Raw genomic sequence first — 25,617 nt, forward strand, 5'->3', positions numbered from 1 at the left:
GCCACGGCGACATCCGGGTCGCCGTGGCCAGGGCCTGGTTCACGCCGAGTAGCCCTTGGGCGGAATCAGCGTGGCCAACTGGTTGAAGGTCAGCCAGTACGTGGCGGTCGGGGCGAAACCGGCCGGGTCGGCGATGAGTACGGTCTGGTCGCTCGCGTCGTACCCGATCACCGTGAAGTAGTGGTAGATGGTGTAGTTCGGGTAGCCCGGCGGGTGGTTGTTGGCCGGGGCAACGATGTTCGCGACGATCGGATAGTTGTTGTCGATGTCGAGGACGATGTCCCGCCAGAGCAGATCCCGCTGCGCCTGGGTGGGCGGGTCGTTGGGCATCTCCTTCGTCTCGTACCAGCCGGTGCCGACGTGGTTGTTGAGGACCCGGGTCACCTGGCCGATCCAGTCGGTGCCGTTCGTGGTGGTCGGCAGCTCATTGGCCAGCTGCTGCTGACTCGGCGGCGAGATCCTTGCCGACAAGGCGATCCGGGTAGCGGCCGGGCCGCACCAGTAGCTGGTCTGCTGGTACTGGAAGTCGATCGCCAGCGTCTTTGCGGACTGCGTCGAGTACCCGAGCTTGGGCACCGGCTTGGACGTCGCGACCGCTTCGGCTGAGCTCTCTGGTGCCGAAATACCGGCTGGGGCGGCGGCAGCGCCGGCGGCGGGGGCGGCCGCCATCGGAACCGCCGCGGCGGCGATCAGGGCGAGACCACCGAGGGCGGCCTTGAATTTCGTCGTGGGGGTCATGTCAGCTCCTCACACGCGATGGACGACCGGGGCGGATCGTCCTGCGTTTGATACTGACACAACAAGTTCAGTTGCGGTGAAAAAATCACCGGAGGCTTCGATCTGGGTGGAAAGGCCGGGAATCAGGCCGGTGCCGAGCCCGTTGAACTGACACATGCGCCCCGTTCCGCTGTCAGTTCTGGACCGTTCCCGGACGCGTACCGGCGAGACGGAAGCCGAGACGCTCCGCGCGACTGTCGAGCTCGCGCGGCAGGTGGAAGAGCTTGGCTACAAGCGGTTCTGGGTGTCGGAGCACCACAGCGTGCCCGGGGTTGTCGGTTCGGCGCCGACCGTGCTGGCGGCAGCTGTCGGCGCCCGCACCGAGAAGATCCGGGTCGGTACGGGCGGGGTGATGCTGCCGAACCACAAACCGCTTGTCGTCGCGGAGCAGTTCGGCGTCCTGGAATCGCTGTATCCGGGCCGGATCGACATGGGTCTGGGGCGATCGGTCGGCTTCACGAACGGCGTCCGCCGGGCGCTCGGGGTGGAGAAGGACGCGGCTGACGACTTCGCTGCTCAGGTGCGGGAACTCCTCGGGTACTTGAGCGGCGACTACGACGTTCATGCCCGGCCCGGCGAAGGGCTGCGCATCCCGCCGTTCATCCTGGCGGTCGGCGAAGGGGCCGCGATCGCCGCGTCCCTGGGGCTGCCGGTGGTGCTCGCCGCACGTTCCGATTCAGCGGCGCTGGTGGAGCAGTATCGCGAGGCGTTTCGGCCGTCGGTGTGGGCGCCAGAGCCGTACGTCATCCTCGCCGTCACCGCGGCGGTGGCTGATTCCACCGAGGCGGCGCGGGAGCTCTTGCTGCCCGAGGCCTGGGCGAGTGCGTACTCGCGGACCCGTGGCGTGTTTCCACCGCTCCAGCCGGCTGTGCCGGACGAGCTGACAGCGCGCGAGCGGGAGTTCTTCGACAACGCCCTGCGCGGGCAGATCTACGGCACGGCTGACGAAGTCGATGCGGCACTGGGCGAGCTGGTCGACCGTACCGAGGCCGACGAAATCCTGATCACCACGAACACGTACGATCGCGCCGCGCTGCTGGCGTCGTACGCTGCGCTGGCGAAGCTCACCGGCTGATTCGGTCCTCGAGCCGCTTTCGTACGTCCGGCCATTCATCGGCCAGGATCGAGAACACCACCGTGTCGCGGAACGATCCGTCCGCCTGGCGCATATGCCGGCGCAGTACGCCCTCACGCGTCGCCCCGAGTTTCGCGATCGCGGCCTGGGAGCGCGTGTTCTTCGTACCCGTCTGGATCTTGACCCGGCCGAACCCACAGACCTCGAAGGCATGCTCGAGGAGCAGCAGCTTGGTCGCGGGATTCACCGCAGTCCCCCACACCGCTGGCGTGTAGCCGGTGAAGCCGACGTGGGCTCGCTCGTTCGGTACGTCGATGTCGGCGAGGCTGGACGTACCGACCACGGTGCCGGCTGTACCGAGCGGTCCGTCGGAGGCCAGGCGTACCACGTACGCGAACCGTTTCGCCGCCGCGGGGATCCACGACGTACGCATCGCGTCCGCACTCGCGGGCAATGCGGCGGGACCACCGCCGAACCCGCCCGCGTACACCTCCGGCCGGGCGATCGCCGCGTACAACTCGTCGATGTCGGACTCCTGCAGGCGATCCAGGCGTACGACCTCGCCGACCAGCGAGCGCCCGTCCGGAGCCGTCGTCATGCCTTCACCAGCAAGTGCAGCAGCAGCCAGACCACCGGTGCGGTCGCCAGCAGCGAGTCCAGCCGGTCCATCACGCCGCCGTGGCCGGGCAGCAGGTTCGACATGTCCTTGATGCCCAGGTCGCGCTTGATCATCGACTCGCCCAGGTCACCGACCGTCGCGGTCAGCACCGCGACCGCACCGACGATCGCGCCGACCCACCAGTTGCCGTCCAGCAACAGGACGACGGAACCGATGCCGGCCCCGATACAGGCCAGCGCGGAGCCGGTGAAGCCCTCCCAGGACTTCTTCGGGCTGATCGTCGGCGCCATCGGATGCTTGCCGAACAGCACCCCCGCGACGTACCCGCCGACGTCACTCGCGACCACGACCAGGAAGAACGTCACCACTCGCCCAGGCCCGTCCGCGTCCGGCTGCACCAGCAGGATCGCGAACCCGGCCAGCAACGGGACGTAGCCGATCAGGAACACCCCGGCGCTGACGTCCCGGACGAACCCGACCGAGCCGCCCGGCATCCGCCAGAAGATCGTGCCCAGAACGGTGACGCCCAACGCCACCAGCAAGGCCATCGGGCCACCGAAGTACGCCGCCGCCAGCATCGCTGTCGTACCGACGAACAACGGGATCCGCGGAATCTCCGCCCCACCGGTCCGCAGCGCCTTCATCATCTCGTCGACCGCCACCACCACGACGACCAGGACGAGAACGACGAAAAGGACCTTCTCCCAGTACAGCGATCCGAGGATCAGCGCGCCCAGCCCCACCCCGACCGCGATCGCCGCGGGCAGGTTCCGCCCGGCGCGGCTCGGGCTGGGACTCGGCGCGGGCGTACTCTCGACGCCCATCACACCTCGAGCAGTTCGGCTTCCTTGTGCTTGAGGAGGTCGTCGATCGCGTCGACGAACTTCTTCGTCAACCCGTCGAGCCGCTTCTCAGCACTCTTGCCCTCGTCCTCACCGGCGTCGCCGTCCTTGACCGTCTTGTGGACCTGGTCCATGGCGTGCCGGCGGATGTTGCGGACCGAGACCCGAGCTTCCTCGGCCTTGGTCTTCGCGACCTTGATGTACTCCTTGCGGCGCTCCTCGGTGAGCGCCGGCAGCACCACCCGGATCACCGCGCCGTCGTTGCCCGGGTTAACCCCCAGGTCCGAGTCGCGGATCGCCTTCTCGATCGCCACCATCGCACCCTTGTCGTAGGGCGAGATCAGCACCGTCCGGGGCTCCGGGACCTGGAACCCGGCCAGCTGCTGCAGCGGCGTCGGGCTGCCGTAGTAGTCGGCCAGGATGCCCGCGAACATCTGCGGGTGCGCGCGGCCGGTGCGGATCGCGGCGAAGTCGTCCTTCGCAACCTCCACGGCCTTGGCCATCTTCTGCTCGGCATCGCGGAGAGCTTCGTCGATCACGACATTCCTCGCTTCCTCTGGGCCACCTCGGCGCGGCCGCTTCTACCGTACGAACGCGCGGCTGTCAGCTGACGGACATCCACCCGTGTCTTGATCCTAGTGGTACGCCCTCGGTGCCGCCTACGCCGGGTTCCGCCAGTGTTACTGCCCGCGGGAGACGACCGTACCGATCTTCTCGCCGTGCACGACCCGGGCGATGTTGCCCTCCTCCAGACCGAAGATCACGATCGGCAGCGCGTTGTCGCGGGCCAGGCTGATCGCGGTCGCGTCGGCGACCCGCAGACCGCGGGCCAGGAAGTCGTCGTACGACAGCTGGTCGAACTTGACCGCGTCCGGGTTCTTCTTCGGATCGGAGTCGTAGACACCGTCCACGCCCTGCTTGCCCATCAGCAGCGCCTCGGCGCCGACCTCGAGGGCCCGCTGCGCGGCGACGGTGTCGGTGGAGAAGTACGGCATGCCGGAACCGGCGCCGAAGATGACCACGCGGCCCTTCTCCAGGTGCCGCTCGGCCTTCCGCGGGATGTACGGCTCGGCGACCTGACCCATCGTGATCGCGGTCTGCACCCGGGTCTCGATGCCGAGCTTCTCCAGGAAGTCCTGCAGCGCCAGGCAGTTCATCACCGTGCCGAGCATGCCCATGTAGTCGGCGCGATTGCGCTCCATCCCGCGCTGCTGCAGCTCGGCGCCGCGGAAGAAGTTGCCGCCACCGACCACGATGGCGACCTGGACACCGGCCCGGGCCACCTCGGCGATCTGCTTGGCGATCGAGTTCACCACGTCGGGGTCGACGCCGAGCTTGCCGCCGCCGAACACCTCACCCGAGAGTTTCAGCAGCACCCGGTGATAGGCCGCGGAGAACGGCGAAGAGGCCGGACTCGTCTCGGTACCCAGGGTTTCCGTCACGATTCCGGCCTCCTCGTTCGTTGCTGTCCGCTCAGATCCTTCGCCGGATCAGGCGCCGACCTCGAAGCGGGCGAACCGCTTCACGGTCACGCCGGCCTCGTCGAGTACCGCCTTCACGGTCTTCTTGTTCTCCGTGACCGACGGCTGCTCGAGCAGTACGACGTCCTTGAAGAAGCCGTTCACCCGGCCCTCGACGATCTTCGGCAGCGCGCCTTCCGGCTTGCCCTCCTCGCGGGCGGTCGCCTCGGCGATCCGCTTCTCGTTCTCGACCGTCTCGGCCGGAACCTCGTCGCGGGTGGTGAACAGCGGGCGCATCGCGGCGGCCTGCATGGCGGCACCGCGGGCGGCCTCGACGTTGTCGCCCTCGAACTCGACCAGCACCCCGACCTGAGCCGGCAGGTCGGCGGCACGCTTGTGCATGTACGCGGTGACCTTGCCGTCGAAGACGGCGACCTTGCCGAGCTCCAGCTTCTCACCGATCACGGAGGCCAGCGCCTCGATGTTCTCGGCCACCGACTTGCCGTCGGTCAGCTTCTCGGACAGCAGGCCCTCGATGTCGCCGACCTTGCTCGCCGAAGCGTGCGCGACGATGTCGGCCGCGAGCTGCTGGAACTGCTCGTTCTTGGCGACGAAGTCGGTCTCGCAGTTCAGCTGGACCAGCGCGTTCTCCGCCGCGGCCACCAGGCCGTTGGTGGCGGACCGCTCGGCGCCACGCTTGGCGGCCTTGGCCGCGCCCTTGATGCGCAGTTCCTCGATCGCCTTGTCGAAGTCGCCGTCGGTCGCCTCGAGCGCCTTCTTCGCGTCCATCATGCCCGCGCCGGTGGCGTCGCGGAGCTTCTTCACGTCAGCGGCGGTGTAGTTCGCCATTCCTCGTTCTCTCGTCTTGTCGATGCGGCTGGATGAGCGGAGCTTGGTTCGGTCCCCGCGGCTCAGGGCCTTGTTGCGTACTTTCGCCCGAGCCGATGTGGTGTCCGCAGCGGTGGTGCCGTCCGGCGGTGAACCGGACGGCACCCGTGGCTGTCAGGCCTCGTCGGCCTTCGGCGCCTCGGCGGCCGGGGTCTCCTCGGCCTTCACCTCGGCAGCCGGAGCCTCGGCGGCCGGAGCCTCGGCGGCGGGGGCCTCGGTGGCCTCAGCGGCCGGGGCGGCCTCGGCAGCAGCCTCAGCGGCCGGAGCCTCGTCGGCCTTCGCCTCGGCAGGCTTGGCCTCGGCGGCCTTGCCCTCGGTGGCGCCGTTCTGGCTCTCCAGCAGCTCGCGCTCCCAGGCGGCCAGCGGCTCCTCCTGGCCCAGCTCCTCGCCGGCGGCGGCCGAGCCCCCACCGGAGCGGCCCATCAGGCCGTCGGCGACGGCGTCCGCGACGACCCGGGTGAGCAGGCCGACCGAGCGGATCGCGTCGTCGTTCCCCGGAATCGGGTAGTCGACCTCGTCCGGGTCGCAGTTGGTGTCCAGGATGCCGATGATCGGCAGCTTCAGCTTGCGCGCCTCGTCGACCGCGAGGTGCTCCTTCTTGGTGTCCACGATCCACACGGCGGCCGGAACCCGGGCCATGTCGCGGATACCGCCGAGGGTCTTGAGCAGCTTGTCGTGCTCGCGACGCTTCTGCAGCAGCTCCTTCTTGGTGACACCGGAGGCGGCGACGTCGTCGAAGTCGATCAGCTCGAGCTCCTTCAGACGCTGGAGCCGCTTGTTCACGGTCTGGAAGTTGGTCAGCATGCCGCCCAGCCAGCGCTGGTTCACGTACGGCATACCCACCCGGGTCGCCTGCTCGGCGATCGCTTCCTGGGCCTGCTTCTTGGTACCGACGAACAGGATCGCCCCGCCCGACGCGACCGTGCTGCGGACGAACTCGTACGCGCGGTCGATGTAGGACAGCGACTGCTGCAGGTCGATGATGTAGATGCCGTTGCGCTCGGTGAGGATGTAGCGCTTCATCTTCGGGTTCCAGCGCCGGGTCTGGTGCCCGAAGTGCACGCCGCTCTCGAGCAGCTGCTTCATGGTGACTACGGCCATGACTGTGTAGGTCTCCTGTCACGCTTCCCCGGGTCGCTCGTTCCGGGTTCGCGCGTCTCTCGGTTGTCTCACGGGGCACCGGGTGGTGCGCCGCGCCTGATGCCCGTCGTACGGCTCCGCCCGGATCACTCCGGGACCGCTGGAACCGCACACTTGTGCGAGCATGCGAAGTCGCCCCAATCACAGGGGGCGCCACCGGAAGTGTACGTGACGACCGCCGCCCAACGCGAACCGACCGCGGCCACCCGGCTCTTGTGATTGAGACATGGGTCCAATGGAGGCCGGGCGTCTCCGGGGTGCCGCCGGCGACCTGTCCGAACAGACCGGGTAACGCGTCGCCCGGCGATTCTGTCCACAGCCGGCAGGAGCGCGGTCCGTCACGTTGGTGCACTTCGGGTGTTGGTGGAGCTTTTTCCTGAAATAGCGCCAGAACGGCTCCTACCCGGTGCGGAAATGGCTCCTGCGACGATGCAGTGACGGCGCGGTGGGGTGGGCGCGGTGGGTTGTGGGGGTGGTGGTGTGCGGGTGGACAGGAGGTGTGGGTGGATGGGTAGTGCACCGGAGCGTGAACGGGTCGAGGCGTACGGCGTCTCGGGGATGCACTACCCGTCGAACTGCCGACTGTCCGACCTGCACATCAATCACAACAGCCGGTTATCCACAATCGCGCCGTAGGCAGCCCAGACCCGCCCACGACAACGGCATCTTCTCCGGCATGACCCTCGCCCTGCTCTCCCTCGCCACCCTGCCCCTCACCCCATTGACCCAGCACGCTCCCCCCGCCCCCATTGCCCCTTCCCCTTTCGCCGCCACCGCTCCTGCCGCCGCCCCGTTTCCCGCTGCCCCCGCCGCTCCTGCCGCCGCCCTGTTTCCCACTGGCCAAGCAGCTTCGGACTGGCCGCTGAGACCGCGTCCCGAGATCGTGCGCGGCTTCGAGCCGCCCGCGAAACCCTGGCTCCCCGGCCACCGCGGCGTCGACCTGTCCGGCCAACCAGGACAACCAGTCCTCGCCGCCACCTCCGGCACGATCACGTACGCGGGCACCCTCGCGGGCCGCGGCATCATCACCCTCACCACCGGCCCACGCCGCACCACCTACGAGCCGGTCGTCCCCATCGTCACGGTCGGCACCACCGTCACCACCGGCACCGTCATCGGCCACCTCTCAGCCGCCGGCTCCCACTGCCCACCCACAACCTGCCTCCACTGGGGCCTCCTCCAAGGCAAGCAGTACCTCAACCCCCTGACCCTGACCCCCAACCACCCAATCCGCCTACTCCCCCTCACCCACCAGGCACCCGCCAGCCCCCTTCCACCCGCACCCCAGCACACCCCACCCTCCACACCACCGCCGCCGACCCCTCCGACGGCAACGGACCGCGCCGCACCGCCCGCCGCCCCGGACGCACTCGTCGCACGGGAAGGCGGCGACCGTACGGCCGGGGTCGTCGTTGGTGTGACCGCGGGGCTCACGCTGAGCGCGGGTCTGCTGATCAGACGCGAGTAACCGTCACGCCGGCAGGTTGAGCTGCCACGACACCCCGAACTGGTCGTTCACCCAGCCGAACTTCTTGCTGAACCCGTAGTCGCCGAGCGGCATCAGCGCCTGGCGACCCCCGCCGAGCGCCTCGTACAGCCGCTCCAGCTCGGCCTCGTCCGCACAGTCCACGAACATCGACACCGAAGGCGTGAAGGTGAATCCATGGTGCTGAAAGCTGTCACTGCACATGAACTGCTGCCCGGCCAGCTGGAACACGGCGACCATCACCGAACCTTCCGGCCCCGGCCCCTCGGCGCCGTACCGGGTGATCGACATGACCTCCGCGTCCTCGAACAGCGACAGGTAGAAGTTCATCGCCTTCTCCGCGCCGCCCTCGAACATCAGGAACGTCTTGATCTTCTGCTCGGCCATCATCCATCTCCTTCAGTAGTGGCTTATATAAGCCGCGACTGTAGCAGATCGTCAGCTGCCCGGCACCCGCGCCTGCCACGCGTCCTCGTCCCGGGACCGGCGCTCGACCCCGGCCGGCAACTTGTTCTTGGCAAGGTCGGTCAGCGTGGTCTGCTCGAGTACGTCCCGCAGACTCGCCCGGGCCGCGATCCAGACCCGTTGCAGGACGACCGCCTGCTCGTTGTAGCTGACGCTCTCCGGGCGAACACCCGAGATGCTCACGATCGGCCCGTCGACCGCACGCATCACGTCCGCGACCGAGATCTCGTTCGGGTCGACGGCCAGCCGCCATCCACCCGACTGCCCACGCTGGCTGGCCAGCACACCGGCCCGCCGCAGGTCGGCCAGGATGCCCTGGAGGAACCCGTGCGGAATGCCCTGGGCCCGGCTGAGTTCCTCGGCCGACACCACCGAGGGATTGTCCGCGACCCATCGCTGGGTGATCTCGATCAGCGCTCGCAACGCATAGTCAGACTTCGCCGAAACCCGCATGTCCCGCAGTCTGCCGCATTCCGCCGCTCCCGTGCCGCATCACCCGCAGACAGACCCGGCTCCGAACGCCGCGATCAGGCAAGCATCGCGCCGGCAATCGTTGCGCGTTCCACCAAGCTGCCGACCGAGCTTGCAATCGAGCTTGCAATCGAGCTTCCGATCGAACTAACGCTGTCAGGCGCGCGGATGTGCCTGCTGGAAGGCCTGCCGGAGCCGGTCGCTGGAGACATGCGTGTAAACCTGGGTGGTTGCCAGCGATGCGTGACCGAGCAGTTCCTGCACGCTGCGCAGATCCGCACCACCTTCGAGGAGATGGGTGGCCGCCGTATGCCGCAGACCGTGTGGCCCGAGGTCCGGTGCATCGACAGCCCCGACGCGCTCATGCACCATCCGCCGGACCGTGCGCTGATCGATCCGGCCACCACGAGCACCGAGAAAGACCGCCGGGCCACTGCCTTCCCTGACCAGTTTCGGTCGCGCCTCGGCCAGCCACCGCTCGAGTACCCGGCCGGCCGGAACCCCGTACGGGACCGATCGTTCTTTGCGTCCCTTGCCGAAGACCCGGATCACTCGGCGTGCCTGGTCGATGTCGTCGACGTCGAGCGAGCACAGCTCACCCACCCGGATACCCGTTGCATAGAGCAACTCCATGATCGCGAGATCGCGCAACCCGACCGGGCTTCCGTCGTCCGCTGCCACCGCCGCCGCGTCCAGGACGGCGCGAGTATCTGCCTGACCCAGCACGCCCGGCAGGCTCTTGTGCGCACGTGGGCTGGCCAGCAACGCCCCCGGATCGGTGCTGATCCGCCCAGTCCGCTGCGCCCATGACGTGAACACCCGGGCCGCGGTCGCGCGACGGGCCATCGTGCTGCGCGACTTTCCCAGGCTTTGCTGTTTCGCCAGCCAGGACCGCAGCCCCCGGATGTCCAGACCGTCCAGTCCATCGTGACCAAGCCGAATCAAATGTTCGAGTAAATTCTGGACGTCCCCGATGTACGCTCTGACGGAGTGAGTGCTGAGGTCTCTTTCCGCCGTCAGATGCCGTTCGTAGTCAGCCAGTAACACAGCGAAACCCTCCGGCCAGGAGGCGTTTCCACTGACATCGTCCGGCGTCATGTCATGACGATGCGTGAGGCGGCGCGGCATCGCAAGCCACCGCGCGGGGGCCACGAAAAGGAGGTCTGGTCGATAGCCCAACGGTCGACTACTGTTCGGCCCGATTGCCCTAGTAGCAACGGAGGCACCCCTGACCATGGCCCCCTCAGCGAACGGACAGACCGTAGGCCGGCGTTTGCCGGTCGAGTCGGCGTTCACTCGAGTCGAGGACGCGCGGCACCGGCTGCCGCGTTTGTTCGGCCGTCGCGACCTGGTTGTACTCGGCCTGGGCGTGATGATCGGCTCCGGCATCTTCAAAATCAGCGGCGTCCAGGCGGCCAATGTCTCCGGTCCGGCCGTGATCCTGTCGTTCGTCATCGCCGCGATCGTCTGCTTGCTGGCCGCGGCGTGCTACGCCGAGCTGTCTTCCACGATCCCGGTCTCCGGAAGCGCGTACACCTTCAGCTACGTCACCTTCGGCGAGGCCTGGGCCTGGCTGGTCGGCTGGGCGCTGGTCCTCGAACTCGTCACCGCGGCGGCGATCGTCGCGCGCATCTGGTCGGAGTACTTCCTGGCCACCCTGAACGGATTCGGGATCACCTTGCCCAGCACGGTGGCGCAATTCTTCGACCCGCATGCCAAGCTGAACCTCGTTGCCCCGCTGCTCCTGCTGATCCTCACCGCGTTGATCGTGACCGGCACCAAGCTGTCCGCGCGCGTACTCACCGTCGTGGTGATCGCCAAGGTGGCGGTGATCCTGCTGGTGGTGATCGTCGGCGCGATGCACGTGAAGGCGGAGAACTACCAGCCGTTCGTGCCGCCGGCCCGGGCCGCGCCCGCGACCGCCAGCCCGACCGTCATCGGCTGGATCATGGATTCCTCGTTCGGGACGTTCGGGACGATGGGCATCTTCACGGCGGCCAGCACGATCGTGTTCGCCTACATCGGCTTCGACCTGATCGCGACCGCGTCCGAGGACGCCCGCAGCCCGCGAAAGACCGTGCCGCAAGGCATGCTGCTCGGCGTCGGCGCGGTGACGATCCTGTACATCGCGGTGACGGTCGTGCTGGTCGGCATGCGCCCTTACGGCCGGCTCGGTGGGGGCGCACCGGTTTCCGAGGCGCTCGCCGCGGTAGGGGTCGGCTGGGCCGCGAAGGTGGTCAATGTCGGTGCTTTGCTCGCGTTGATGACAGTGATCATGGTGGTTCTGATCGCCCAGAGCCGGGTGCTGTTCAACATGGGCCGTGACGGTCTGCTGCCGAAGAGCCTGGGCCGGGTCAGCCGGGTGTATTCCTCGCCCGCGCGGGCTGCGGCCGTCGCCGGCATCGCGGCCGCGCTGCTCACGCTCTACCCGAAGGTGCTGGATCTCGAGGAGCTCCTGGTCATCGGCGCGCTGTTCTGCTTCGCGTTCTGCGCGGTCGGCGTGCTGCGCCTGCGCCGCTCCGAGCCCAACCTGGAGCGCGGGTTCCGGGTGCCGATGGTGCCGTTGATCCCGCTGCTGTCGCTGGCCGCGACCGTGTGGCTGATGCTCAACCTGAAGACCAGCACCTGGGCCAAGTTCGGCGTCTGGATGGCCATCGGGATCGCGATCTACGCGCTGTACGGACGCTGGCACAGCCGCCTGGCGAACGAGGACAGCTGGGACTTCGACCTCGGCGACACCGACCCCGGAACCGGCGGCCTGCATGCGATCCGCGCCGATCAGGGCCGTCCGCCGGAGCTGCGCGCGATTCGTACGCCGCCCGAGCAGCAAGGCCAGAAGCCGCCGCGCGGCAAGCACATGCGCAACTAGCTGTATGCCCCTTGCGTACTGCCAGTTGTCCACAGGCGGCGAAGTGGGGACAAAATCATGGCCTGATCCCGGCATGTTCTTTGCCGGAGGTGGTCATCGATGCGGACCAGGACAGCAGTCGGGCAGTACGGCGAAGAGCTCGCCGCGAGATATCTGACCAGCAACGGCTTCGCCGTACTCGAACGCAATTGGCGGTGTGAGTTCGGCGAGATCGACATCGTCGCCCGCGAAGGCGATGTGCTCGTCGTGTGTGAGGTGAAAACCCGCCGCGGGCTGAACTACGGAAGCCCGCTGGAAGCCATCACCTACAAGAAGCTGACCACACTGCGCAGGCTGGCCGGCCGCTGGCTGCAGACCCATCAGGTCCGGCCGGCCGAGATCCGGATCGACATCATCGCGATCCTTTTCGACCGGCAGACGCCGCCCAGCGTGGAACATGTCCGGGGCGCAGTCTGATGGCGCTCGCTCGGACCTGGTCGGTCGCGCTGGTCGGCCTGGAAGGTCACCTGGTCGAGGTCGAGGCCGACATCTCGCAGGGGTTGCCGAAGACAACCTTGATCGGTCTGCCGGACGCGTCATTGACCGAGGCCCGCGATCGCGTTCGTGCCGCGGTCGTCAACAGCGGTGAGCGATTCCCCGACCGCAAAGTCACCATTGGCCTCTCCCCTGCCACCCTGCCGAAGGCGGGTTCGCATTACGACGTTGCCATTGCGGTCAGTTTGCTCACCGCGGCCGGTGCGGTTGAGCCTCGGTCGCTGCGGCAGACGGCGATCATCGGTGAGCTCGGCCTGGACGGCCGCATCCGCGAGGTGCGCGGCGCGCTCGCGATGACGCTGGCCGCGCGAGCTTCGAGCGCATCGTCATCCCCGACCTGAACGAGAACGAAGCGCGACTGGTGCCGGGCATCGAGGTGTTCGGAGTCCGCTCGCTCCGGCAGGTGCTGGCACTCCTGCGTGGCAGTGAGATTCCGGACGAGGATGCTCCGCGCGCCGAGCCCCGCTTGCTGTCCGATTCGCTGACTCGCGTGCCCGACGTCGACCTCGACGAGGTGATCGGTCACCGGGAAGGCCGGCTGGCGATCGAGACCGCGGCCGCCGGCGGTCATCACCTGTTCCTGCATGGCCCGCCGGGATCGGGAAAGACGATGCTGGCAGAGCGTCTCGGTGGGCTGCTGCCTGACCTGTCGACCGACGATTCGCTCGAAGTCTCCGCGGTGCATTCCTTGGCCGGACTGCTGACGAGTGATGCCGAGTTGGTGGTGCGACCACCGTTCATCGCGCCGCATCACACCGCTTCCCTGGCCAGTCTGGTCGGCGGCGGTTCGGGCATGCCCCGGCCCGGCGCGATCAGCTGCGCGCACCGAGGCATTTTGTTCATAGATGAAGCTCCCGAAATGCATCCCCTGACCTTGGACACGCTGCGCCAGCCGCTGGAGTCAGGCCACATCGAAGTGCACCGGGCCGCGGCGGTAGCCAAGTTTCCGGCGCGATTCATGCTCGTACTGGCCGCGAATCCCTGTCCCTGTGGGCTTTCCGGGACCAGACAAGGCGACTGCACGTGTACGCCGCAGGTGCTGATGCGCTACCGACAGCGGATCAGCGGCCCGATCAAGGACCGACTGGACATCCAGCGCCAGATCCTCCCGGCGGCTCGAACCATCGTCGACGGCGAGGAACCGGAATCGACCGCCGTCGTAGCAGCCCGCGTCCAAGCTGCCCGGGATCGCCAGACACATCGGTACCAAAACACTCCCTGGATCTTGAACAGTGAGGTCCCCGGCCCGGTGCTCCGCCGCGATCACCCACTCGACGCGGCCGCTCAGCGCCTCCTCGAAGACCTCTACTCCGCCGGCCAACTCACCGCCCGCGGCCTGGACCGAGTGGTCCGCGTCGCCTGGACGCTCGCCGATCTCGAAGGCCTCACCCGACCCACCATCACCCAAGCTCACCAGGCCTACCAACTGAGGGCCGGCCATCCCCTGACCACCCCCGCCGACATCCGCCCTCTCAAAGGAGTCCCCCGATGACCCTTCAACAGATCCAGCCACCCTTGCTGCATGCGGAGTGTGCAGTGACAGGCGGCTCCAGTGCCCCCAGCTACGGCTCCACCGGCCACGGATATGGCGCGACCGGACGTGATGGTGCCGGTGGAGACAGCGGCGGGGGTGGTGGGCGGATTGCCACCGGATTGGCCGGGAGCAGCGACGGGGACTTGGAGCGGCTGGCGCGGGTTGGGTTGTCTCGAGTGGTGGAGCCGGGCGATCTGAAGGCGCTCCAGGCATTCGACGGGGTGCCGGCGACGGAGGTCTGGGAAATGCTGCAGCGAAGGACCCCAGGCACCGAGCGATGGTCCACCCGTCTCGCCGAGGCCAACCCCAAGCGGGACCTGGAGCAAGCAGCCGCGATCGGCGCTCGGTTCGTGATCCCCGGCGACGACGAATGGCCGGAACACATCGAAGTCCTGGCCGAAGCCGGCCAGCTGACCAGACGGGGCGGCGTGCCGTACGGCCTGTGGCTCCGGGGCCCCGCGCATCTGCGTCGGGCACTCGAACAATCGGTCGCGGTAGTGGGCGCACGCGCCAGCTCCGCGTACGGCGAGCACGTCGCCGCCGAGTTTTCAGCAGGAGTCGCCGACAACGGCTACACCGTGGTGTCCGGCGGCGCCTTCGGGATCGATGCGGCGGCCCACCGCGGCGCGCTGGCGGCGTCCGGCGTCACTGTCGCCGTTCTCGCATCCGGCGTCGACATCTTGTACCCGCGGCGGAACTCGGCGCTGTTGAGCCGGATTGCCGAGCAAGGACTGATAGTCAGCGAACTCCCACCCGGCTGTCGGCCCACGCGCCTCAGATTCCTGTCGCGCAACCGCCTGATCGCCGCCGGCACCCTTGGCGTTGTCGTCGTCGAGGCCGCCGTTCGCAGCGGAGCCCTCAACAGCGCCGGCTGGGCCGAACAGTGCGGCCGAGCCGTACTCGCCGTACCAGGGCCGATCACCTCCCGGATGTCCGAAGGCAGCCACCTCCTGGTCCGCGAACGCGGCGCGGTCCTGGTCACCAACGTCATGGAAGTCATCGAGGCCCTCTCACCCCTGGGCACCCGCCTCACCGCGTACCCCATGGCTCCCAAAGCCCCGCACGACGGCCTCGACTACGACCTCCGCCGCACCCTGGACGCCGTCCCCGTCCAAGCCCCAGCCCCCACCGACCAGATAGCCACCGCCGCAGGCCTGGACCTGACCACCACCCAAGAATGCCTACTAACCCTCACCGACCTCGCCCTCATAGAACAAGACGGCTCCGGCTGGCGCCTACCACCCACAACCCCACCACCCGCACCCCCACCCACCTAACCCCGGACGCCCCCGGCCGCCCCACAAGCCACCCACCCACCCACCCACAAGCTCACCCACCCACGGCCCGCACCTACACAGCCAGCCACGTAGACATGCACGCGACAAACGCTCGACCGTGTGCACCCCGGTGATCCGTCCCGTGGTGTGCCCACACCCGACGACCTCGCCGGCACACGCCGCACCAACCGTGGACGCCCGGACAGGCTCCACAAGCAGCCGTCCGCGTACGAGACGCACGCCCACACTAGAACGCTCGGAAGCGGCGCATGCATCCGGTGAAGTACAACCACCAGCTCCGCGAGCACGAATCGCCTCTGCCTGCAGCTGCTTCGCATCGACGTACTGGGCGCCGAGGTGACCCGGGGACGGGCGCACACGTGTGTACGTGGCGGATGCGAGGCTTTGGCTGACGAAAGGCGGTGGGTGCCCACCCTGCCGAGCGACGTACCCCCGCCGGCTGCACGACGTCCACGCACGTATGCACGCGCGGTGTAACCCTCGCGCCGGCGCTACACGCATGCGGCTGCGTACGAGATGCGCGCCCACCGTCGAGTTCCTGAGGCTGATGCCGGCGGCCGGTGAGGTGCGGCCGCTGGCTCGGCAGGTGCGCGCGGTGGGAACCTGCCTGACTTCTCAGGTAAGTGAGTGTGTACATGCGCCGCAGCTCCGCATGACCCTGTGCTCCCTCCGCGCGATGTGCACGCCGCCCGCACGACCTCCGTGGGTCAGCGGCCGAAGTCGGAGTCTTTGGGGACTTCCAGATCGGATTTGGCGAGTTCTTCGATGTTGACGTCGCGGAAGGTCACTACCTTGGCGTTCTTGACGAAGCGGGCGGAACGGTAGACGTCCCAGACCCAGGCGTCGGCCATCGTCACCTCGAAGTACACGTCGCCGCCTTCGGTGCGGACCTTCAGGTCTACCGCGTTGCACAGGTAGAAGCGTCGTTCGGTCTCGACGACGTACTTGAAGATCCCGACGACGTCCTTGTACTCCCGATAGAGCTGCAGCTCCATGTCGGTTTCGTACTTCTCAAGGTCGTCAGCACTCATGCCATCACCTCATTACGCTCGGCTCGGACATAAGGGCAGAGGGGCGCTGCGTGGTTGCTACGCTCTCTCACAGGCTCTCCACTCCGGTGGGACTGGTCACATTCTGTCCCATTTCGGGCCGCAGACTGCGACGGACATTCTCAAACCGCCGTCGATGTTGTGGGCACGGTCCGAATTCGTCCAGTGCCGCCTGGTGTTCGGGGGTGCAGTACCCCTTGTGGATCTTGAAGCCGTACTCCGGGTAGACCGAGTCCCAGTGCTCCATCACCCGGTCGCGGGTGACCTTGGCGATCACGGAGGCGGCCGAGATACAGGCGGCGACCCGGTCGCCCTTCCACATCGCCAGGCCCGGTACGCCGAGGCCGTCGACGCCGAAGCCGTCGGTCAGCACGTACGACGGGCGGACGTCCAGCCGGAACAGCGCCCGGCGGAGCGCTTCCACGTTGGCGACGTGCATGCCGAGCCGGTCGCACTCGGGTGCCTCGATGGACACCACCGACCAGGCCAGCGCCCGGTTGCGGATTTCGTCGTAGCAGCGCTCGCGGGCCTTCGCGGTCAGCAGCTTCGAGTCGGCCAGGCCGGGTATCTGGCCGCGCTTGCCCTCCGGCAGGATCACCGCGGCCGCGACCAGCGGGCCGGCGCACGGGCCGCGGCCGGCCTCGTCGACGCCGGCGATCGGGTCCAGGCCGACGCGGCGCAGGGCGCGCTCGTACCCGTACAGGCCCGCGTCCCGTCGTACTGTGCTTCCGCGCGGAAGCGCGCTCATTCAGCCCTCCAGATCACAGAACCAAGCCTAGACAAGAGCGCCGACGATACTCAGCCGGAGGTCTTGGGTGGTGGTGTGAGGGAGATCGAAGGTTTGTCCGGTGCCGGTCCGGGGGCGGGCACCGCCTTGAAGGTGTCGGGGACGCCGAGCTTGGCCCAGCGGCCCGCGGGCCAGACGATCATGATCGCCCGGCCGGTGACCTTGTCCAGGGGGACGAAGGCCGCGTCGCCCTGGTTGCCGCCGTTCGCGTCGACCTCCTGCAGGTGGACGCGGGAGTCGCCGGAGGCGGACCGGTGGTCGCCCATCACGAAGATCCGGCCGGCCGGGACGGTGACCTGGAACTCCATCTGGGACGGGGCATCCCCGGGATAGAGGTAACCGGTCTCGTCCAGTGGCTGGCCGTTCACCAGCATCCGGCCCTTGGAGTCGCAGCAGGCGACCTTGTCGCCGGGCATGCCGATGATGCGCTTGATCAGGTGGCCATGGCTGGAGTCCGGCAGCAGGCCGACGATCTCGAAGAACCGGCCGATCGAGCCGCGCTTCTGGCCGCTCTCCTCGGCGCCGAGCCAGCCGCCCGGGTCCTCGAACACGACCACGTCGCCGCGCTTCACGTCGGTGATCTTCTCGACCACGACCCGGTCACCGACCAGCAGGGTGTTCTGCATCGACTCGCTCGGGATGATGAACATCTGCCCGACGAACGCCCGCAGGATCGAGGAGACGATCAGCGCACCGACCACGATCAGCACGAACTCGCGGGTGGCTGCCGCGAAGCCCGAGCGGTGGGCGGGTTTGGCGTCCGGTTTGGTCGGTGTATCGGTCACTTCTTCAGCCCCGGCTTCTTGAAGGTATCCGGAGGACGCAGCATCGTCATCCGGTCAGATGGCCAGATTACGCAACAGGCCCGGCCAACCACGTTCTCGACCGGTACGAAGCCGCCGCCGGGGCCACCCATATGGGCACGGGAGTCGGCCGAGTCGGCCCGGTTGTCACCCATCACCCAGAGGTGTCCGGGGGGTACGAGGACGTTGAACGGCACTTCGGACGGTTTGGCGTCCTTCAGCAGGTACTCACGTTCGTCCAGCGGGATGCCGTTGACGGTGATCAGGCCCTGTTTGTTGCAGCAGATCACCCGGTCGCCGCCGATCCCGATCACCCGCTTCACCAGGTGACCCTCGCCGGTACGCGGCAGGATGCCGACGAACTCACCGATCCGCCGCAGCGTGCCCGGCTGGGCCTCGGCCTCGTTCAGCCAGTTGTCCGGGTCCTTGAACACGATGATGTCACCGCGGTCGACGTCCCGGTGCAGGTAGCTGATCTTCTCGGCGAGAATCCGGTCGTCCTTCGTCAGGGTGTCGTACATCGACTCCGACGGGACGTAGAACGCCTCCGCGACGAACAGCCGCAGCACCACCGTGATGACGAGCGCGAGCACCGTGACGGTGCTCATCTCGACCAGCAGGCTGAGCAGCGGATTCCGCTGCTTCAGCCTGCGGTGACGTCCCTTGCTGCGACGTGCCCTCCTGGCGACCGGGCGAGGGCGAGCGCGAGTCGCGGTGCTCGGCGCCATAGGTGACCGTCGTCGTTACGCGGCGTCAGGAGGCCGGAACTTCGCGCTTCTCCTTGATCTTCGCCGCCTTACCGCGCAGCTCGCGCAGGTAGTACAGCTTGGCGCGGCGGACGTCGCCGCGGGTGACGATCTCGATCTTGTCGACGATCGGGGTGTGCAGCGGGAAGGTCCGCTCGACGCCGACACCGAAGCTGACCTTGCGGACCGTGAAGGTCTCCTGCAGGCCGCCACCCTGGCGCCGGATCACAACTCCCTGGAACACCTGGACGCGGGACCGGTTGCCCTCGACGACCTTCACGTGCACCTTGACGGTGTCACCGGGGCGAATGTTCGGAATGTCGTCGCGCTTGCTCGCGTTGTCGAGCTCGTTCAGCACGTTGCTCATCAGGTGTCTCTTTCTCGCGCGTGCCACAGGTCACCCACGAATCTCGGTGGTGAAAGTCATCGAAAGGCTGCCGGTCGGTGGTCACCCCCTGTGGCAGGAGCACCGAAGGGCAGCAACAGGCAATCTTGCCACACCAGCCATACGGTGACGAAATCCGCCACCGGCCGCTGCGCAGGGTGAGCATCGTCCTAGCGCCGGCTCCGGCGTCGTTTGGCCAGCCGGACCAGCGTGACTTTCGGCGCCTGCTGCTCCCGGCCGGTCTCGCGGTAGCCCGCTTTGGCGTACAGCGCCAGGTTGCGCGCGCTCAAATCACCGGTGTCCAGCTGGTACGAGGTGACCTCGGCCGGCGCCAGCTTCTCGGCGGCCTGGAGGAGGCGTACGCCAAGCCCGCGCCCTTGCCAATCCGGAGCGACTACCAGCCGCTCGATCTGCCCTACCGAGCCGTCGACGACCAACTGCACCGAGCCGACGATGCGCGTACCCGCAACCGCCTTCAGGACGATGCCCCGCTGCAGCCGAGCCGTGGTCGCCGCAACGTCATCGGTCAACGGCGGGATCGTGTAGTCGTCGTAGAGGCGTGCTTCGGACAAGAAGGCGGCCAGCTGCAGTACGTGCAGCTCCCCTGCGTCAGCGGCCGTGGCGGGGAGCAGGCGTACCGCTGCCGCCGCATCGTCCTGCTGCGCCAAGGTGTCGCCCCATGCAGCCAGCAAGTCCGGTCGGCGCTCGGCCGTACGCCGCACTGACTCGTCGTGCCGCCAGGAGGCGATGGCACCGTGATTGCCGGACAGGAGGATCTCGGGTACGTCGTGGCCCCGCCAGGACGGCGGCTTGGTGTACACCGGGTACTCCAGCAGGCCGTCGCCGGAATGTGATTCCTCGGCCAGGGACTCCGGGTTGCCGATCACGCCGGGCAGCAGGCGGGCGATCGCCTCGACCATGACCAGGACGGCAACCTCGCCGCCGTTCAGTACGTAGTCGCCGATCGACACCTCGTCGACGCGCATCCGCTCCCCGGCGTACGCCGCTACGCGCGCGTCGATGCCCTCGTACCGCCCGCAGGCGAACGCGAGCCAGGGCTCGGCGGCCAACTCGTACGCGAGCTCCTGAGTGAACGGGCGACCGGCCGGCGTCGGCACGATCAATCGCGGCTGCGCGGAATCATCCGCTGGGGCGATGGTGTCCAGCGCCTCGCCCCAGGGTTCCGGCTTCATCACCATGCCGGCGCCGCCGCCGTACGGGGTGTCGTCGACGGTCCGGTGCCGGTCGTACGTCCACTGCCGCAGGTCGTGCAGACGGACGTCCAGGAGACCGCTCTTGGCCGCCTTGCCGACCAGTGAGACGTCCAGCGCGGCCAGGTACTCCGGAAAGATCGTGACGACGTCCAGCCGCATGTCAGTCCGCGTCCGCCTCGGTCGGAACCACGTCGGCGCCGTCAGGGTCGAGCAGACCAGGACGGTCGGCCACGACCACGTACCGCTTGTCCACGTCGATCTCCGGGACGAGCTCCTCCACCAGGGGCACCAGCACCAGGTTGCCCGCGGTACGGCGGATCTCCAGCAGGTCCTGCGCCGGCAGGTGGACCACGTCTACGACTTCACCGACCTCGGCGCCGTCGGTGGTACGGACCGCGAGACCGACCAGGTCGCGGTCGTAGTACTCCTCCGGATCCTCCGGGCGGGCGTCGTCGTCCACCTCGGCCTGGACGAACAGGTTGCGCAGCTGCTCCGCCGCCGTCCGGTCCGGTACCTCGGCGAACTTCACCAGCAACCGCCCGCTGTGCCACCGGCTGGACGCGACTGTCAGTGTCCGGGACACCTTGGCCTCGGTCACCAGCGTGGCGCCGTCGGCGAACCGCCGGTCCGGCTCGTCGGTCCGGACGTCGATGCCGACCTCGCCCCTGATCCCGTGCGCCCGGCCGATCCGCCCGACTGTCACCAACACCTGCGCGAACCCTTCTGTCGTGTCCCACCGAACGAATGTCCAGTCAGAGTGTGCACCCAAAGATGACGAAAGGGCCGCACCCGAGACCGGGGCGGCCCTTCGCTGTGAACTGCCCAGCGCCGTGAACTGCCTGAGCGCTGTGAACTGCCGAGCTCAGCGGCGCGGGCGCCGGTTGAACTCGTCGACGAAGTCGATGCGCAGCGAGGACTCGGAGCTGAGGGCGCCGACGACGGTGCGGATCGCGGTGGCGGTCCGGCCGTTGCGGCCGATCACCTTGCCGATGTCGTCGGGGTGGACGTGCACCTCGAGGGTGCGGCCACGCCGCAGGTTCCGGGCCCGGACGCTGACGTCGTCAGGGTTGTCGACGATGCCCCGGACCAGATGCTCCAGCGCCTCGGTCTCCATCACCGTCAGGCCTCGGCGGTCTCGGCGGCGGGCGCCTCGTCGGCCTTCGGCTCGGCGGCCTTCTCCTCGGCCTTCGGCTCAGCCTTCTCCTCGGCCTTGGCCTCGGCGGCGTCGTCCTTCTTCTCGGCCTTCTTCGCCGTCTTCTTGGCGGTGACGGCCTCGGTCTTCAGCGAGCCGTGGGCCTCGGCCAGCGCCTCGTTGAAGATCTCCTGCTTGTCCCGCTTCGGCTCGGCGACGCGCAGCGGCGCCGGGGCCTCCAGGCCCTTGAACTTCTGCCAGTCGCCGGAAGCCTTGAAGATCGCCTCGACGGCCTCGCTCGGCTGCGCGCCGACGCCCAGCCAGTACTGCGCCCGCTCCGACTCGACGCGGATGAACGACGGCTCGGTCTTCGGGTTGTAGATCCCGATCTCCTCGATCGCCCGGCCGTCGCGCTTGGCGCGGGCGTCCATCACGACGATGCGGTAGTGCGGGGTGCGCTTCTTGCCGATGCGCTTCAAACGGATCTTGACTGCCACGCTTGTGGGGTCTCCCTCGGAATACATGTCTGGTGAGCAGCACGACGCGTCGTGGGGACAACGGGGTGACCACTCGATGGGCCGTTCCAGGACGTGGAGTTAGAGGGCTGCACGGACCTGGACGGACTCAGCCGAACATTCTGCCAGATCTGCCCCGCGCAACCAATTCCCGGGCTCTGGGAGCCAACTCACAGCCAAAACATACAGACATTCATGTATGTTTTGGATCATGAACACCCAAGCCGAGCGGCGGGCCCGCTCCCGGACCGCCCTGCTGGAGTCGGCGGCGGTCGGCATCTCCCGGTCCGGCTACGGCAACCTCGCCCTGGAGCAGGTGGCCCGGGACGCCGGATACAGCCGGGGCGCGCTCTACCACCAGTTCCGCGACAAGCAGGAGCTCACCCTCGCGGTGCTGGAGTGGATTCAGCAGGCCTGGGCCGACGAGGTCGGCGCGCTGGTCGATCAGGAGACCGACCCGGCCGCGGCGCTGCTCGCGATGGCTCGCGGGCACGCGGTCTTCTGCCGGCGTGACTTCGCCCGGGTCGCGCTCGCGCTGCGAGTCGAGTTCGCCGGCCAGGAGCATCCGGTCGGTGCCGCGGTCGAGGCGGCGTACGCCGTGCTGACCCAGATCTGCGCAGGGCACATCGCCGCCGCGCGGGCCGCCGGATCGGTCCCGCCCGGTCCGTCCGAAGAGGTCCTCGCCCGCGCGTTCATCGGCGCGCTCGAAGGCACCGTGGTCGCGCTGGCGGGGACGGCGCCGTACGACGCGGAGCTCGCCGCTCGCGCGGTCGCCGGAGTGCTTGGTCTGCCCAACGAAGGAAAGGACGTGTCATGAACCTTCCGAAGTCAGCACACACTGATCTGCCGTGGCGGATCCACGAGCTGACCCCTGACTTCCAGGTGTACGACGTGTGGGCACTGCCGACGCCTGGAGCGGCCGACGACTTCCAGTTGCTGATCGACCTGTTCGCCGGCGGTGACACGGCCTCGAACCCGTCTCCGATCGCACGGCTGCTGTTCTCGATCCGCTGGAAGCTCGGAGAGCTGTTCGGCTGGGACAAGGCCAGTGCGGGCGTTGGTACCCGCGTCCAATCGTTGCGCGATCGACTGCCCGCCGATCTACCAGCGAGCGGACCGGAGTTCACCCAGCTGCCGTTCAACTCTGTCTACCTGACCGGCAACGAGTGGGCGGCGGAGATGGCGAACCGGACAGTGCATGCGGTGATGCATCTGAGTTGGGTGCCCGGCAGCTCCGGCGGGTACCGCGGGCAGATGGCTGTACTGGTACGGCCCAATGGCTGGTGGGGACGCGCGTACATGGGTCTGATCGGACCGTTCCGCCACCTGCTCGTCTACCCGCCGTTGATGCGCGGCATCGCGGCCGAGTGGCGCGAACGCCTCAATGCTTGAACTGTCCGAGCCCAGGAAGCTCAGCGGCGTACGTGTCCAGCAGCCGATGCGCAACGGTCACCGAATCGACAAGTGGATGCCAGGCGAACGCCCGCACCGCGGCCGACCGTGAACCAGTAGCGGCTGCCTCGATCGTGGACCGTTCGACTGCCTTCACCGCACAGACCAGACCGGCTTGGTGGTCGGTCAACTGAGACACCGTGAGCGGCACTGCGCCGTTGGCGTCAACAGTGCAGGGGATCTCGATGACCGCGTCGTCGTCCAGCTGGTGCAGTACACCGCGGTTGCGGACGTTGAGGATCAGGGACGCGCGTTCGTTGTGGGCGATCGCTCGCATCAAGGACAGTGCGACTTGCTCGTACCCGCCGGCCGCCATGTCGCGCTCGTCGCGCTCCCCCGCGTCCGCGACCGCACGGCTCTCCACCATGTACGTCGACTCGCGTTCGGCGCGCGTCTGCTGCCAAAGCTCGAGTGCTTGGTCCGGCTGCTGTCCTGTCCGCGCATAGAACGCGGACTGCTGCTCCAGGAGGAAGGTGCCGCGCGTCTGCGGCACAGCTTGTACGGCGGCCAGCGTCTCGCGCGCGAAGTAGTAATAGTGCAAGTACTCGTTCGGAATGGAGCCGAGCGACCGGAGCCACTCCACACCGAACAGACGCCCCTCCTCGAAGGATGCCAAAGCATCAGTGGACTCGAGCAGCTCCGGCAGCCGGTCCACCCCACCGGACCGCAGTCCACGCAACCAGCCGAGGTGATTCAGCCCTGCGTAGTCATAGAACGCAGTAGCCGGATCCACTCCAAGTGCCAACGCGGCACGACGACCCAGACCGGACGGTGAGTCACAGATCCCGATCACGCGATCGCCCAAGTACGGGATCATCGCCTCGGTCACCATGCCGGCCGGATTGGTGAAGTTGATGACCCACGCCTCCGGGGCGACCGCGGCGATCCGCTGAGCCACCTGTACGGCGACCGGCAGCGTCCGTAGTCCATAGGCGATCCCACCGGCGCCGACTGTCTCCTGCCCGAGTACGCCGAGGTCCAGCGCCACGCGCTCGTCCACGGTCCGTCCTTCGAGGCCGCCGACGCGGATGGCCGAGAACACGAAGTCGGCACCGCGCAGCGCCTCGTCCAGGTCAGTCGTCGCCGTGACGACCGGGGCGTCGACGGCATCAGCAGCCTGCTGCCGCAGCACGGCTGTGATCGCGGACAGCCGGGTGGTGTCGGTGTCGTACAAGACCACGTCGGTGATCCGTCCGGAACCACGGTCGCCGAGCAGTGCGTGGTACACCAGCGGAACGCGGAAGCCGCCTCCGCCAAGGATCGTCAGCCTCACCCCAACACCCCCTCGACGCTCACGCCAGCACCACCTGTACTCCTGCCTCGATCAGTTGCGTTCTGGTTGCCTCGTCGGCGTCGGGCTCGGTCACCACCACCGACAGCTCACTCGGCTCACAGACGCGGGCCACACCATGCCCAGGGAACTTGGTCCCGTCAGCCAGCAGCACCACCCGGTCAGCGGCTTTGATCATTGCCCGTTTGACCGGTACCTCGATCATCGTGCTGTCCATCACCCGACCGTCAGGGCGGACTCCACTCGTACCCAGGAACAGCCAGTCGACGTGGATCTGCCGCAGACTCTCCTCGGTCAGGTACCCAACCAGTGAGCGGTAACTGCGCCGGACGAAGCCGCCGAGCACGATCAGCTCGATCTGCTCGTCGTTCTCCAGCTCCTCCAGTACTGCGAGGTTGCTGGTCACCACAGTCACCGAACGGCCGTGCAAGTGCTGCGCGACCCGGACCGCTGTCGTACCGATGTCCAGCAGGACCGACTCGCCGTCACTCACCAACTCGGCAGCGCGGCGGGCGATCCGGTCCTTCTCCTCGGCATTGACCGCGTTGACCTCCGCGAACGGTTCGTCACCACCATCGACGGCGAGCGCACCGCCGTACACCCTGGTCAACCGGCCCTCGGCGTGCAGTTGTTCGAGGTCACGGCGAATCGTGGCCTCACTCACGCCCAGCTTCCCGGCCAGCACCTTGACGCCGCCGGCTCCGTCGGCCCGCAGGGCCCGGACGATCTGATCCTGTCGCTGCTTCGGCAACACAGCACAGACGGTATCACGCAAACTTTGTCAC

At 67.8% G+C, this 25,617-nt stretch carries 29 protein-coding genes and 1 pseudogene; 9 read left to right on the forward strand and 21 right to left on the reverse strand.

Annotated elements, in window-relative coordinates; genetic code table 11:
* Positions 1-39: 39 nt before the first annotated feature.
* Positions 40-738, reverse strand: a complete 699-nt coding sequence (locus tag ABD260_RS05945) for a C39 family peptidase (protein ID WP_344232318.1) — start codon at positions 736-738, stop codon at positions 40-42.
* A 154-nt stretch (positions 739-892) separates the two neighbouring features.
* Between ABD260_RS05945 and ABD260_RS05950 the strand changes: the two genes are divergently transcribed.
* Positions 893-1,852, forward strand: a complete 960-nt coding sequence (locus tag ABD260_RS05950; protein ID WP_344232319.1) for an LLM class flavin-dependent oxidoreductase — start codon at positions 893-895, stop codon at positions 1,850-1,852.
* Here the strand turns inward: ABD260_RS05950 and ABD260_RS05955 are convergent.
* From ABD260_RS05955 to rpsB, 6 genes are all read right to left on the reverse strand, one after another.
* Positions 1,842-2,450 carry a GNAT family N-acetyltransferase gene (locus tag ABD260_RS05955; RefSeq protein ID WP_344232320.1) on the reverse strand — a complete coding sequence of 203 codons (609 nt, stop codon included), beginning with the start codon at positions 2,448-2,450 and terminating at the stop codon, positions 1,842-1,844. The genes ABD260_RS05950 and ABD260_RS05955 overlap by 11 nt on opposite strands.
* The gene (locus ABD260_RS05960; protein ID WP_344232321.1) at positions 2,447-3,295 is read right to left on the reverse strand and encodes a phosphatidate cytidylyltransferase; all 849 of its coding nucleotides are present in this window, start codon (positions 3,293-3,295) and stop codon (positions 2,447-2,449) included. The genes ABD260_RS05955 and ABD260_RS05960 overlap by 4 nt, the downstream gene beginning before the upstream one ends.
* The gene (gene frr / locus ABD260_RS05965; RefSeq protein WP_344232502.1) at positions 3,295-3,849 is read right to left on the reverse strand and encodes a ribosome recycling factor; all 555 of its coding nucleotides are present in this window, start codon (positions 3,847-3,849) and stop codon (positions 3,295-3,297) included. Before frr ends, ABD260_RS05960 begins: the two co-directional genes overlap by 1 nt.
* 144 nt (positions 3,850-3,993) lie before the next feature.
* The gene (pyrH, locus tag ABD260_RS05970) at positions 3,994-4,755 is read right to left on the reverse strand and encodes a UMP kinase (protein ID WP_344232322.1); all 762 of its coding nucleotides are present in this window, start codon (positions 4,753-4,755) and stop codon (positions 3,994-3,996) included.
* Between the two features lie 48 nt (positions 4,756-4,803).
* Positions 4,804-5,622 (reverse strand): translation elongation factor Ts, encoded by an 819-nt coding sequence (gene tsf, locus ABD260_RS05975; RefSeq protein WP_344232323.1) that lies wholly within the window; start codon positions 5,620-5,622, stop codon positions 4,804-4,806.
* A gap of 153 nt (positions 5,623-5,775) precedes the next feature.
* Positions 5,776-6,762, reverse strand: coding sequence for a 30S ribosomal protein S2 (gene rpsB / locus ABD260_RS05980; protein ID WP_344232324.1), 987 nt, complete (start codon positions 6,760-6,762; stop codon positions 5,776-5,778).
* Between the two features lie 546 nt (positions 6,763-7,308).
* On the opposite strand from rpsB, the gene ABD260_RS05985 reads away from it, so the two are divergent.
* On the forward strand, positions 7,309-7,437 hold the full coding sequence (locus ABD260_RS05985; protein WP_344232325.1) for a hypothetical protein: 129 nt from the start codon (positions 7,309-7,311) through the stop codon (positions 7,435-7,437).
* A 247-nt stretch (positions 7,438-7,684) separates the two neighbouring features.
* Positions 7,685-8,269, forward strand: coding sequence for a peptidoglycan DD-metalloendopeptidase family protein (locus ABD260_RS05990; RefSeq protein WP_344232326.1), 585 nt, complete (start codon positions 7,685-7,687; stop codon positions 8,267-8,269).
* Positions 8,270-8,272: 3 nt separating this feature from the next.
* On the opposite strand, the gene ABD260_RS05995 is transcribed toward ABD260_RS05990, so the two are convergent.
* The 3 genes from ABD260_RS05995 to ABD260_RS06005 all read right to left on the reverse strand — a co-directional run bounded on the left by ABD260_RS05995 (position 8,273) and on the right by ABD260_RS06005 (position 10,321).
* Complete coding sequence (locus tag ABD260_RS05995; protein WP_344232327.1) at positions 8,273-8,674, reverse strand: VOC family protein; 402 nt, start codon at positions 8,672-8,674, stop codon at positions 8,273-8,275.
* Positions 8,675-8,725: 51 nt separating this feature from the next.
* Complete coding sequence (locus ABD260_RS06000) at positions 8,726-9,205, reverse strand: RrF2 family transcriptional regulator (RefSeq protein ID WP_344232328.1); 480 nt, start codon at positions 9,203-9,205, stop codon at positions 8,726-8,728.
* A 174-nt stretch (positions 9,206-9,379) separates the two neighbouring features.
* Entirely contained in the window at positions 9,380-10,321 is a 942-nt protein-coding gene (locus ABD260_RS06005; RefSeq protein ID WP_344232329.1) for a tyrosine recombinase XerC, read from the reverse strand.
* A 136-nt stretch (positions 10,322-10,457) separates the two neighbouring features.
* Between ABD260_RS06005 and ABD260_RS06010 the strand changes: the two genes are divergently transcribed.
* From ABD260_RS06010 to dprA, 4 genes and pseudogenes are all read left to right on the forward strand, one after another.
* Positions 10,458-12,092: an APC family permease gene (locus ABD260_RS06010; protein WP_344232330.1), complete on the forward strand. Its 1,635-nt coding sequence runs from the start codon at positions 10,458-10,460 to the stop codon at positions 12,090-12,092.
* A gap of 99 nt (positions 12,093-12,191) precedes the next feature.
* Positions 12,192-12,548: a YraN family protein gene (locus ABD260_RS06015; protein ID WP_344232331.1), complete on the forward strand. Its 357-nt coding sequence runs from the start codon at positions 12,192-12,194 to the stop codon at positions 12,546-12,548.
* Positions 12,548-14,118, forward strand: a pseudogene (locus ABD260_RS06025) (YifB family Mg chelatase-like AAA ATPase). Before ABD260_RS06015 ends, ABD260_RS06025 begins: the two are co-directional and overlap by 1 nt.
* Positions 14,115-15,437: a DNA-processing protein DprA gene (gene dprA, locus ABD260_RS06030; RefSeq protein ID WP_344232334.1), complete on the forward strand. Its 1,323-nt coding sequence runs from the start codon at positions 14,115-14,117 to the stop codon at positions 15,435-15,437. Before ABD260_RS06025 ends, dprA begins: the two are co-directional and overlap by 4 nt.
* Before the next feature lie 728 nt (positions 15,438-16,165).
* Here dprA and ABD260_RS06035 read toward each other — a convergent pair.
* The 9 genes from ABD260_RS06035 to rpsP all read right to left on the reverse strand — a co-directional run bounded on the left by ABD260_RS06035 (position 16,166) and on the right by rpsP (position 22,071).
* Entirely contained in the window at positions 16,166-16,489 is a 324-nt protein-coding gene (locus ABD260_RS06035; protein ID WP_012922325.1) for a DUF2469 domain-containing protein, read from the reverse strand.
* A 67-nt stretch (positions 16,490-16,556) separates the two neighbouring features.
* Entirely contained in the window at positions 16,557-17,255 is a 699-nt protein-coding gene (locus tag ABD260_RS06040; protein WP_344232335.1) for a ribonuclease HII, read from the reverse strand.
* A gap of 50 nt (positions 17,256-17,305) precedes the next feature.
* On the reverse strand, positions 17,306-18,079 hold the full coding sequence (gene lepB, locus ABD260_RS06045; protein ID WP_344232336.1) for a signal peptidase I: 774 nt from the start codon (positions 18,077-18,079) through the stop codon (positions 17,306-17,308).
* Complete coding sequence (gene lepB, locus ABD260_RS06050) at positions 18,076-18,705, reverse strand: signal peptidase I (RefSeq protein ID WP_344232338.1); 630 nt, start codon at positions 18,703-18,705, stop codon at positions 18,076-18,078. Before lepB (ABD260_RS06050) ends, lepB (ABD260_RS06045) begins: the two co-directional genes overlap by 4 nt.
* A gap of 145 nt (positions 18,706-18,850) precedes the next feature.
* Positions 18,851-19,210: a 50S ribosomal protein L19 gene (rplS, locus tag ABD260_RS06055; RefSeq protein WP_344232339.1), complete on the reverse strand. Its 360-nt coding sequence runs from the start codon at positions 19,208-19,210 to the stop codon at positions 18,851-18,853.
* Positions 19,211-19,398: 188 nt separating this feature from the next.
* A complete protein-coding gene (trmD, locus tag ABD260_RS06060) occupies positions 19,399-20,601 on the reverse strand; it encodes a tRNA (guanosine(37)-N1)-methyltransferase TrmD (RefSeq protein WP_344232340.1) in 1,203 nt (400 codons plus the stop codon).
* A gap of 1 nt (position 20,602) precedes the next feature.
* Complete coding sequence (gene rimM / locus ABD260_RS06065; protein WP_344232341.1) at positions 20,603-21,151, reverse strand: ribosome maturation factor RimM; 549 nt, start codon at positions 21,149-21,151, stop codon at positions 20,603-20,605.
* A 153-nt stretch (positions 21,152-21,304) separates the two neighbouring features.
* Entirely contained in the window at positions 21,305-21,556 is a 252-nt protein-coding gene (locus tag ABD260_RS06070; protein WP_131292053.1) for an RNA-binding protein, read from the reverse strand.
* 5 nt (positions 21,557-21,561) lie between these two features.
* Positions 21,562-22,071 (reverse strand): 30S ribosomal protein S16, encoded by a 510-nt coding sequence (gene rpsP / locus ABD260_RS06075; RefSeq protein ID WP_344232342.1) that lies wholly within the window; start codon positions 22,069-22,071, stop codon positions 21,562-21,564.
* 229 nt (positions 22,072-22,300) lie between these two features.
* Between rpsP and ABD260_RS06080 the strand changes: the two genes are divergently transcribed.
* Together ABD260_RS06080 and ABD260_RS06085 are read left to right on the forward strand one after the other, a co-directional pair.
* Positions 22,301-22,906, forward strand: coding sequence for a TetR/AcrR family transcriptional regulator (locus ABD260_RS06080; protein WP_344232343.1), 606 nt, complete (start codon positions 22,301-22,303; stop codon positions 22,904-22,906).
* Positions 22,903-23,481 (forward strand): DUF2867 domain-containing protein, encoded by a 579-nt coding sequence (locus tag ABD260_RS06085; protein WP_344232344.1) that lies wholly within the window; start codon positions 22,903-22,905, stop codon positions 23,479-23,481. Before ABD260_RS06080 ends, ABD260_RS06085 begins: the two co-directional genes overlap by 4 nt.
* Here the strand turns inward: ABD260_RS06085 and ABD260_RS06090 are convergent.
* Entirely contained in the window at positions 23,471-24,814 is a 1,344-nt protein-coding gene (locus tag ABD260_RS06090; RefSeq protein ID WP_344232345.1) for a 6-phospho-beta-glucosidase, read from the reverse strand. The genes ABD260_RS06085 and ABD260_RS06090 overlap by 11 nt on opposite strands.
* A gap of 19 nt (positions 24,815-24,833) precedes the next feature.
* Positions 24,834-25,586, reverse strand: coding sequence for a DeoR/GlpR family DNA-binding transcription regulator (locus ABD260_RS06095; RefSeq protein ID WP_344232346.1), 753 nt, complete (start codon positions 25,584-25,586; stop codon positions 24,834-24,836).
* Positions 25,587-25,617: the final 31 nt, after the last annotated feature.

The organism is Kribbella hippodromi (assembly GCF_039531045.1).
Classification (GTDB): Bacteria; Actinomycetota; Actinomycetes; order Propionibacteriales; family Kribbellaceae; genus Kribbella; species Kribbella hippodromi.

What these genes read in the sequence shown, in the direction of transcription:
- ABD260_RS05945 (WP_344232318.1), bottom strand. Translation starts at nt 738, where the DNA reads ATGACCCCCACGACGAAATTCAAGGCCGCCCTCGGTGGTCTCGCCCTG.
- ABD260_RS05950 (WP_344232319.1), top strand. Translation starts at nt 893, where the DNA reads ATGCGCCCCGTTCCGCTGTCAGTTCTGGACCGTTCCCGGACGCGTACC.
- ABD260_RS05955 (WP_344232320.1), bottom strand. Translation starts at nt 2,450, where the DNA reads ATGACGACGGCTCCGGACGGGCGCTCGCTGGTCGGCGAGGTCGTACGC.
- ABD260_RS05960 (WP_344232321.1), bottom strand. Translation starts at nt 3,295, where the DNA reads ATGGGCGTCGAGAGTACGCCCGCGCCGAGTCCCAGCCCGAGCCGCGCC.
- tsf (WP_344232323.1), bottom strand. Translation starts at nt 5,622, where the DNA reads ATGGCGAACTACACCGCCGCTGACGTGAAGAAGCTCCGCGACGCCACC.
- rpsB (WP_344232324.1), bottom strand. Translation starts at nt 6,762, where the DNA reads ATGGCCGTAGTCACCATGAAGCAGCTGCTCGAGAGCGGCGTGCACTTC.
- ABD260_RS05985 (WP_344232325.1), top strand. Translation starts at nt 7,309, where the DNA reads ATGGGTAGTGCACCGGAGCGTGAACGGGTCGAGGCGTACGGCGTCTCG.
- ABD260_RS05995 (WP_344232327.1), bottom strand. Translation starts at nt 8,674, where the DNA reads ATGGCCGAGCAGAAGATCAAGACGTTCCTGATGTTCGAGGGCGGCGCG.
- ABD260_RS06000 (WP_344232328.1), bottom strand. Translation starts at nt 9,205, where the DNA reads ATGCGGGTTTCGGCGAAGTCTGACTATGCGTTGCGAGCGCTGATCGAG.
- ABD260_RS06005 (WP_344232329.1), bottom strand. Translation starts at nt 10,321, where the DNA reads ATGACGCCGGACGATGTCAGTGGAAACGCCTCCTGGCCGGAGGGTTTC.
- ABD260_RS06010 (WP_344232330.1), top strand. Translation starts at nt 10,458, where the DNA reads ATGGCCCCCTCAGCGAACGGACAGACCGTAGGCCGGCGTTTGCCGGTC.
- ABD260_RS06015 (WP_344232331.1), top strand. Translation starts at nt 12,192, where the DNA reads ATGCGGACCAGGACAGCAGTCGGGCAGTACGGCGAAGAGCTCGCCGCG.
- dprA (WP_344232334.1), top strand. Translation starts at nt 14,115, where the DNA reads ATGACCCTTCAACAGATCCAGCCACCCTTGCTGCATGCGGAGTGTGCA.
- ABD260_RS06035 (WP_012922325.1), bottom strand. Translation starts at nt 16,489, where the DNA reads ATGAGTGCTGACGACCTTGAGAAGTACGAAACCGACATGGAGCTGCAG.
- ABD260_RS06040 (WP_344232335.1), bottom strand. Translation starts at nt 17,255, where the DNA reads ATGAGCGCGCTTCCGCGCGGAAGCACAGTACGACGGGACGCGGGCCTG.
- lepB (WP_344232338.1), bottom strand. Translation starts at nt 18,705, where the DNA reads ATGAGCACCGTCACGGTGCTCGCGCTCGTCATCACGGTGGTGCTGCGG.
- rplS (WP_344232339.1), bottom strand. Translation starts at nt 19,210, where the DNA reads ATGAGCAACGTGCTGAACGAGCTCGACAACGCGAGCAAGCGCGACGAC.
- trmD (WP_344232340.1), bottom strand. Translation starts at nt 20,601, where the DNA reads ATGCGGCTGGACGTCGTCACGATCTTTCCGGAGTACCTGGCCGCGCTG.
- ABD260_RS06070 (WP_131292053.1), bottom strand. Translation starts at nt 21,556, where the DNA reads ATGGAGACCGAGGCGCTGGAGCATCTGGTCCGGGGCATCGTCGACAAC.
- ABD260_RS06080 (WP_344232343.1), top strand. Translation starts at nt 22,301, where the DNA reads ATGAACACCCAAGCCGAGCGGCGGGCCCGCTCCCGGACCGCCCTGCTG.
- ABD260_RS06085 (WP_344232344.1), top strand. Translation starts at nt 22,903, where the DNA reads ATGAACCTTCCGAAGTCAGCACACACTGATCTGCCGTGGCGGATCCAC.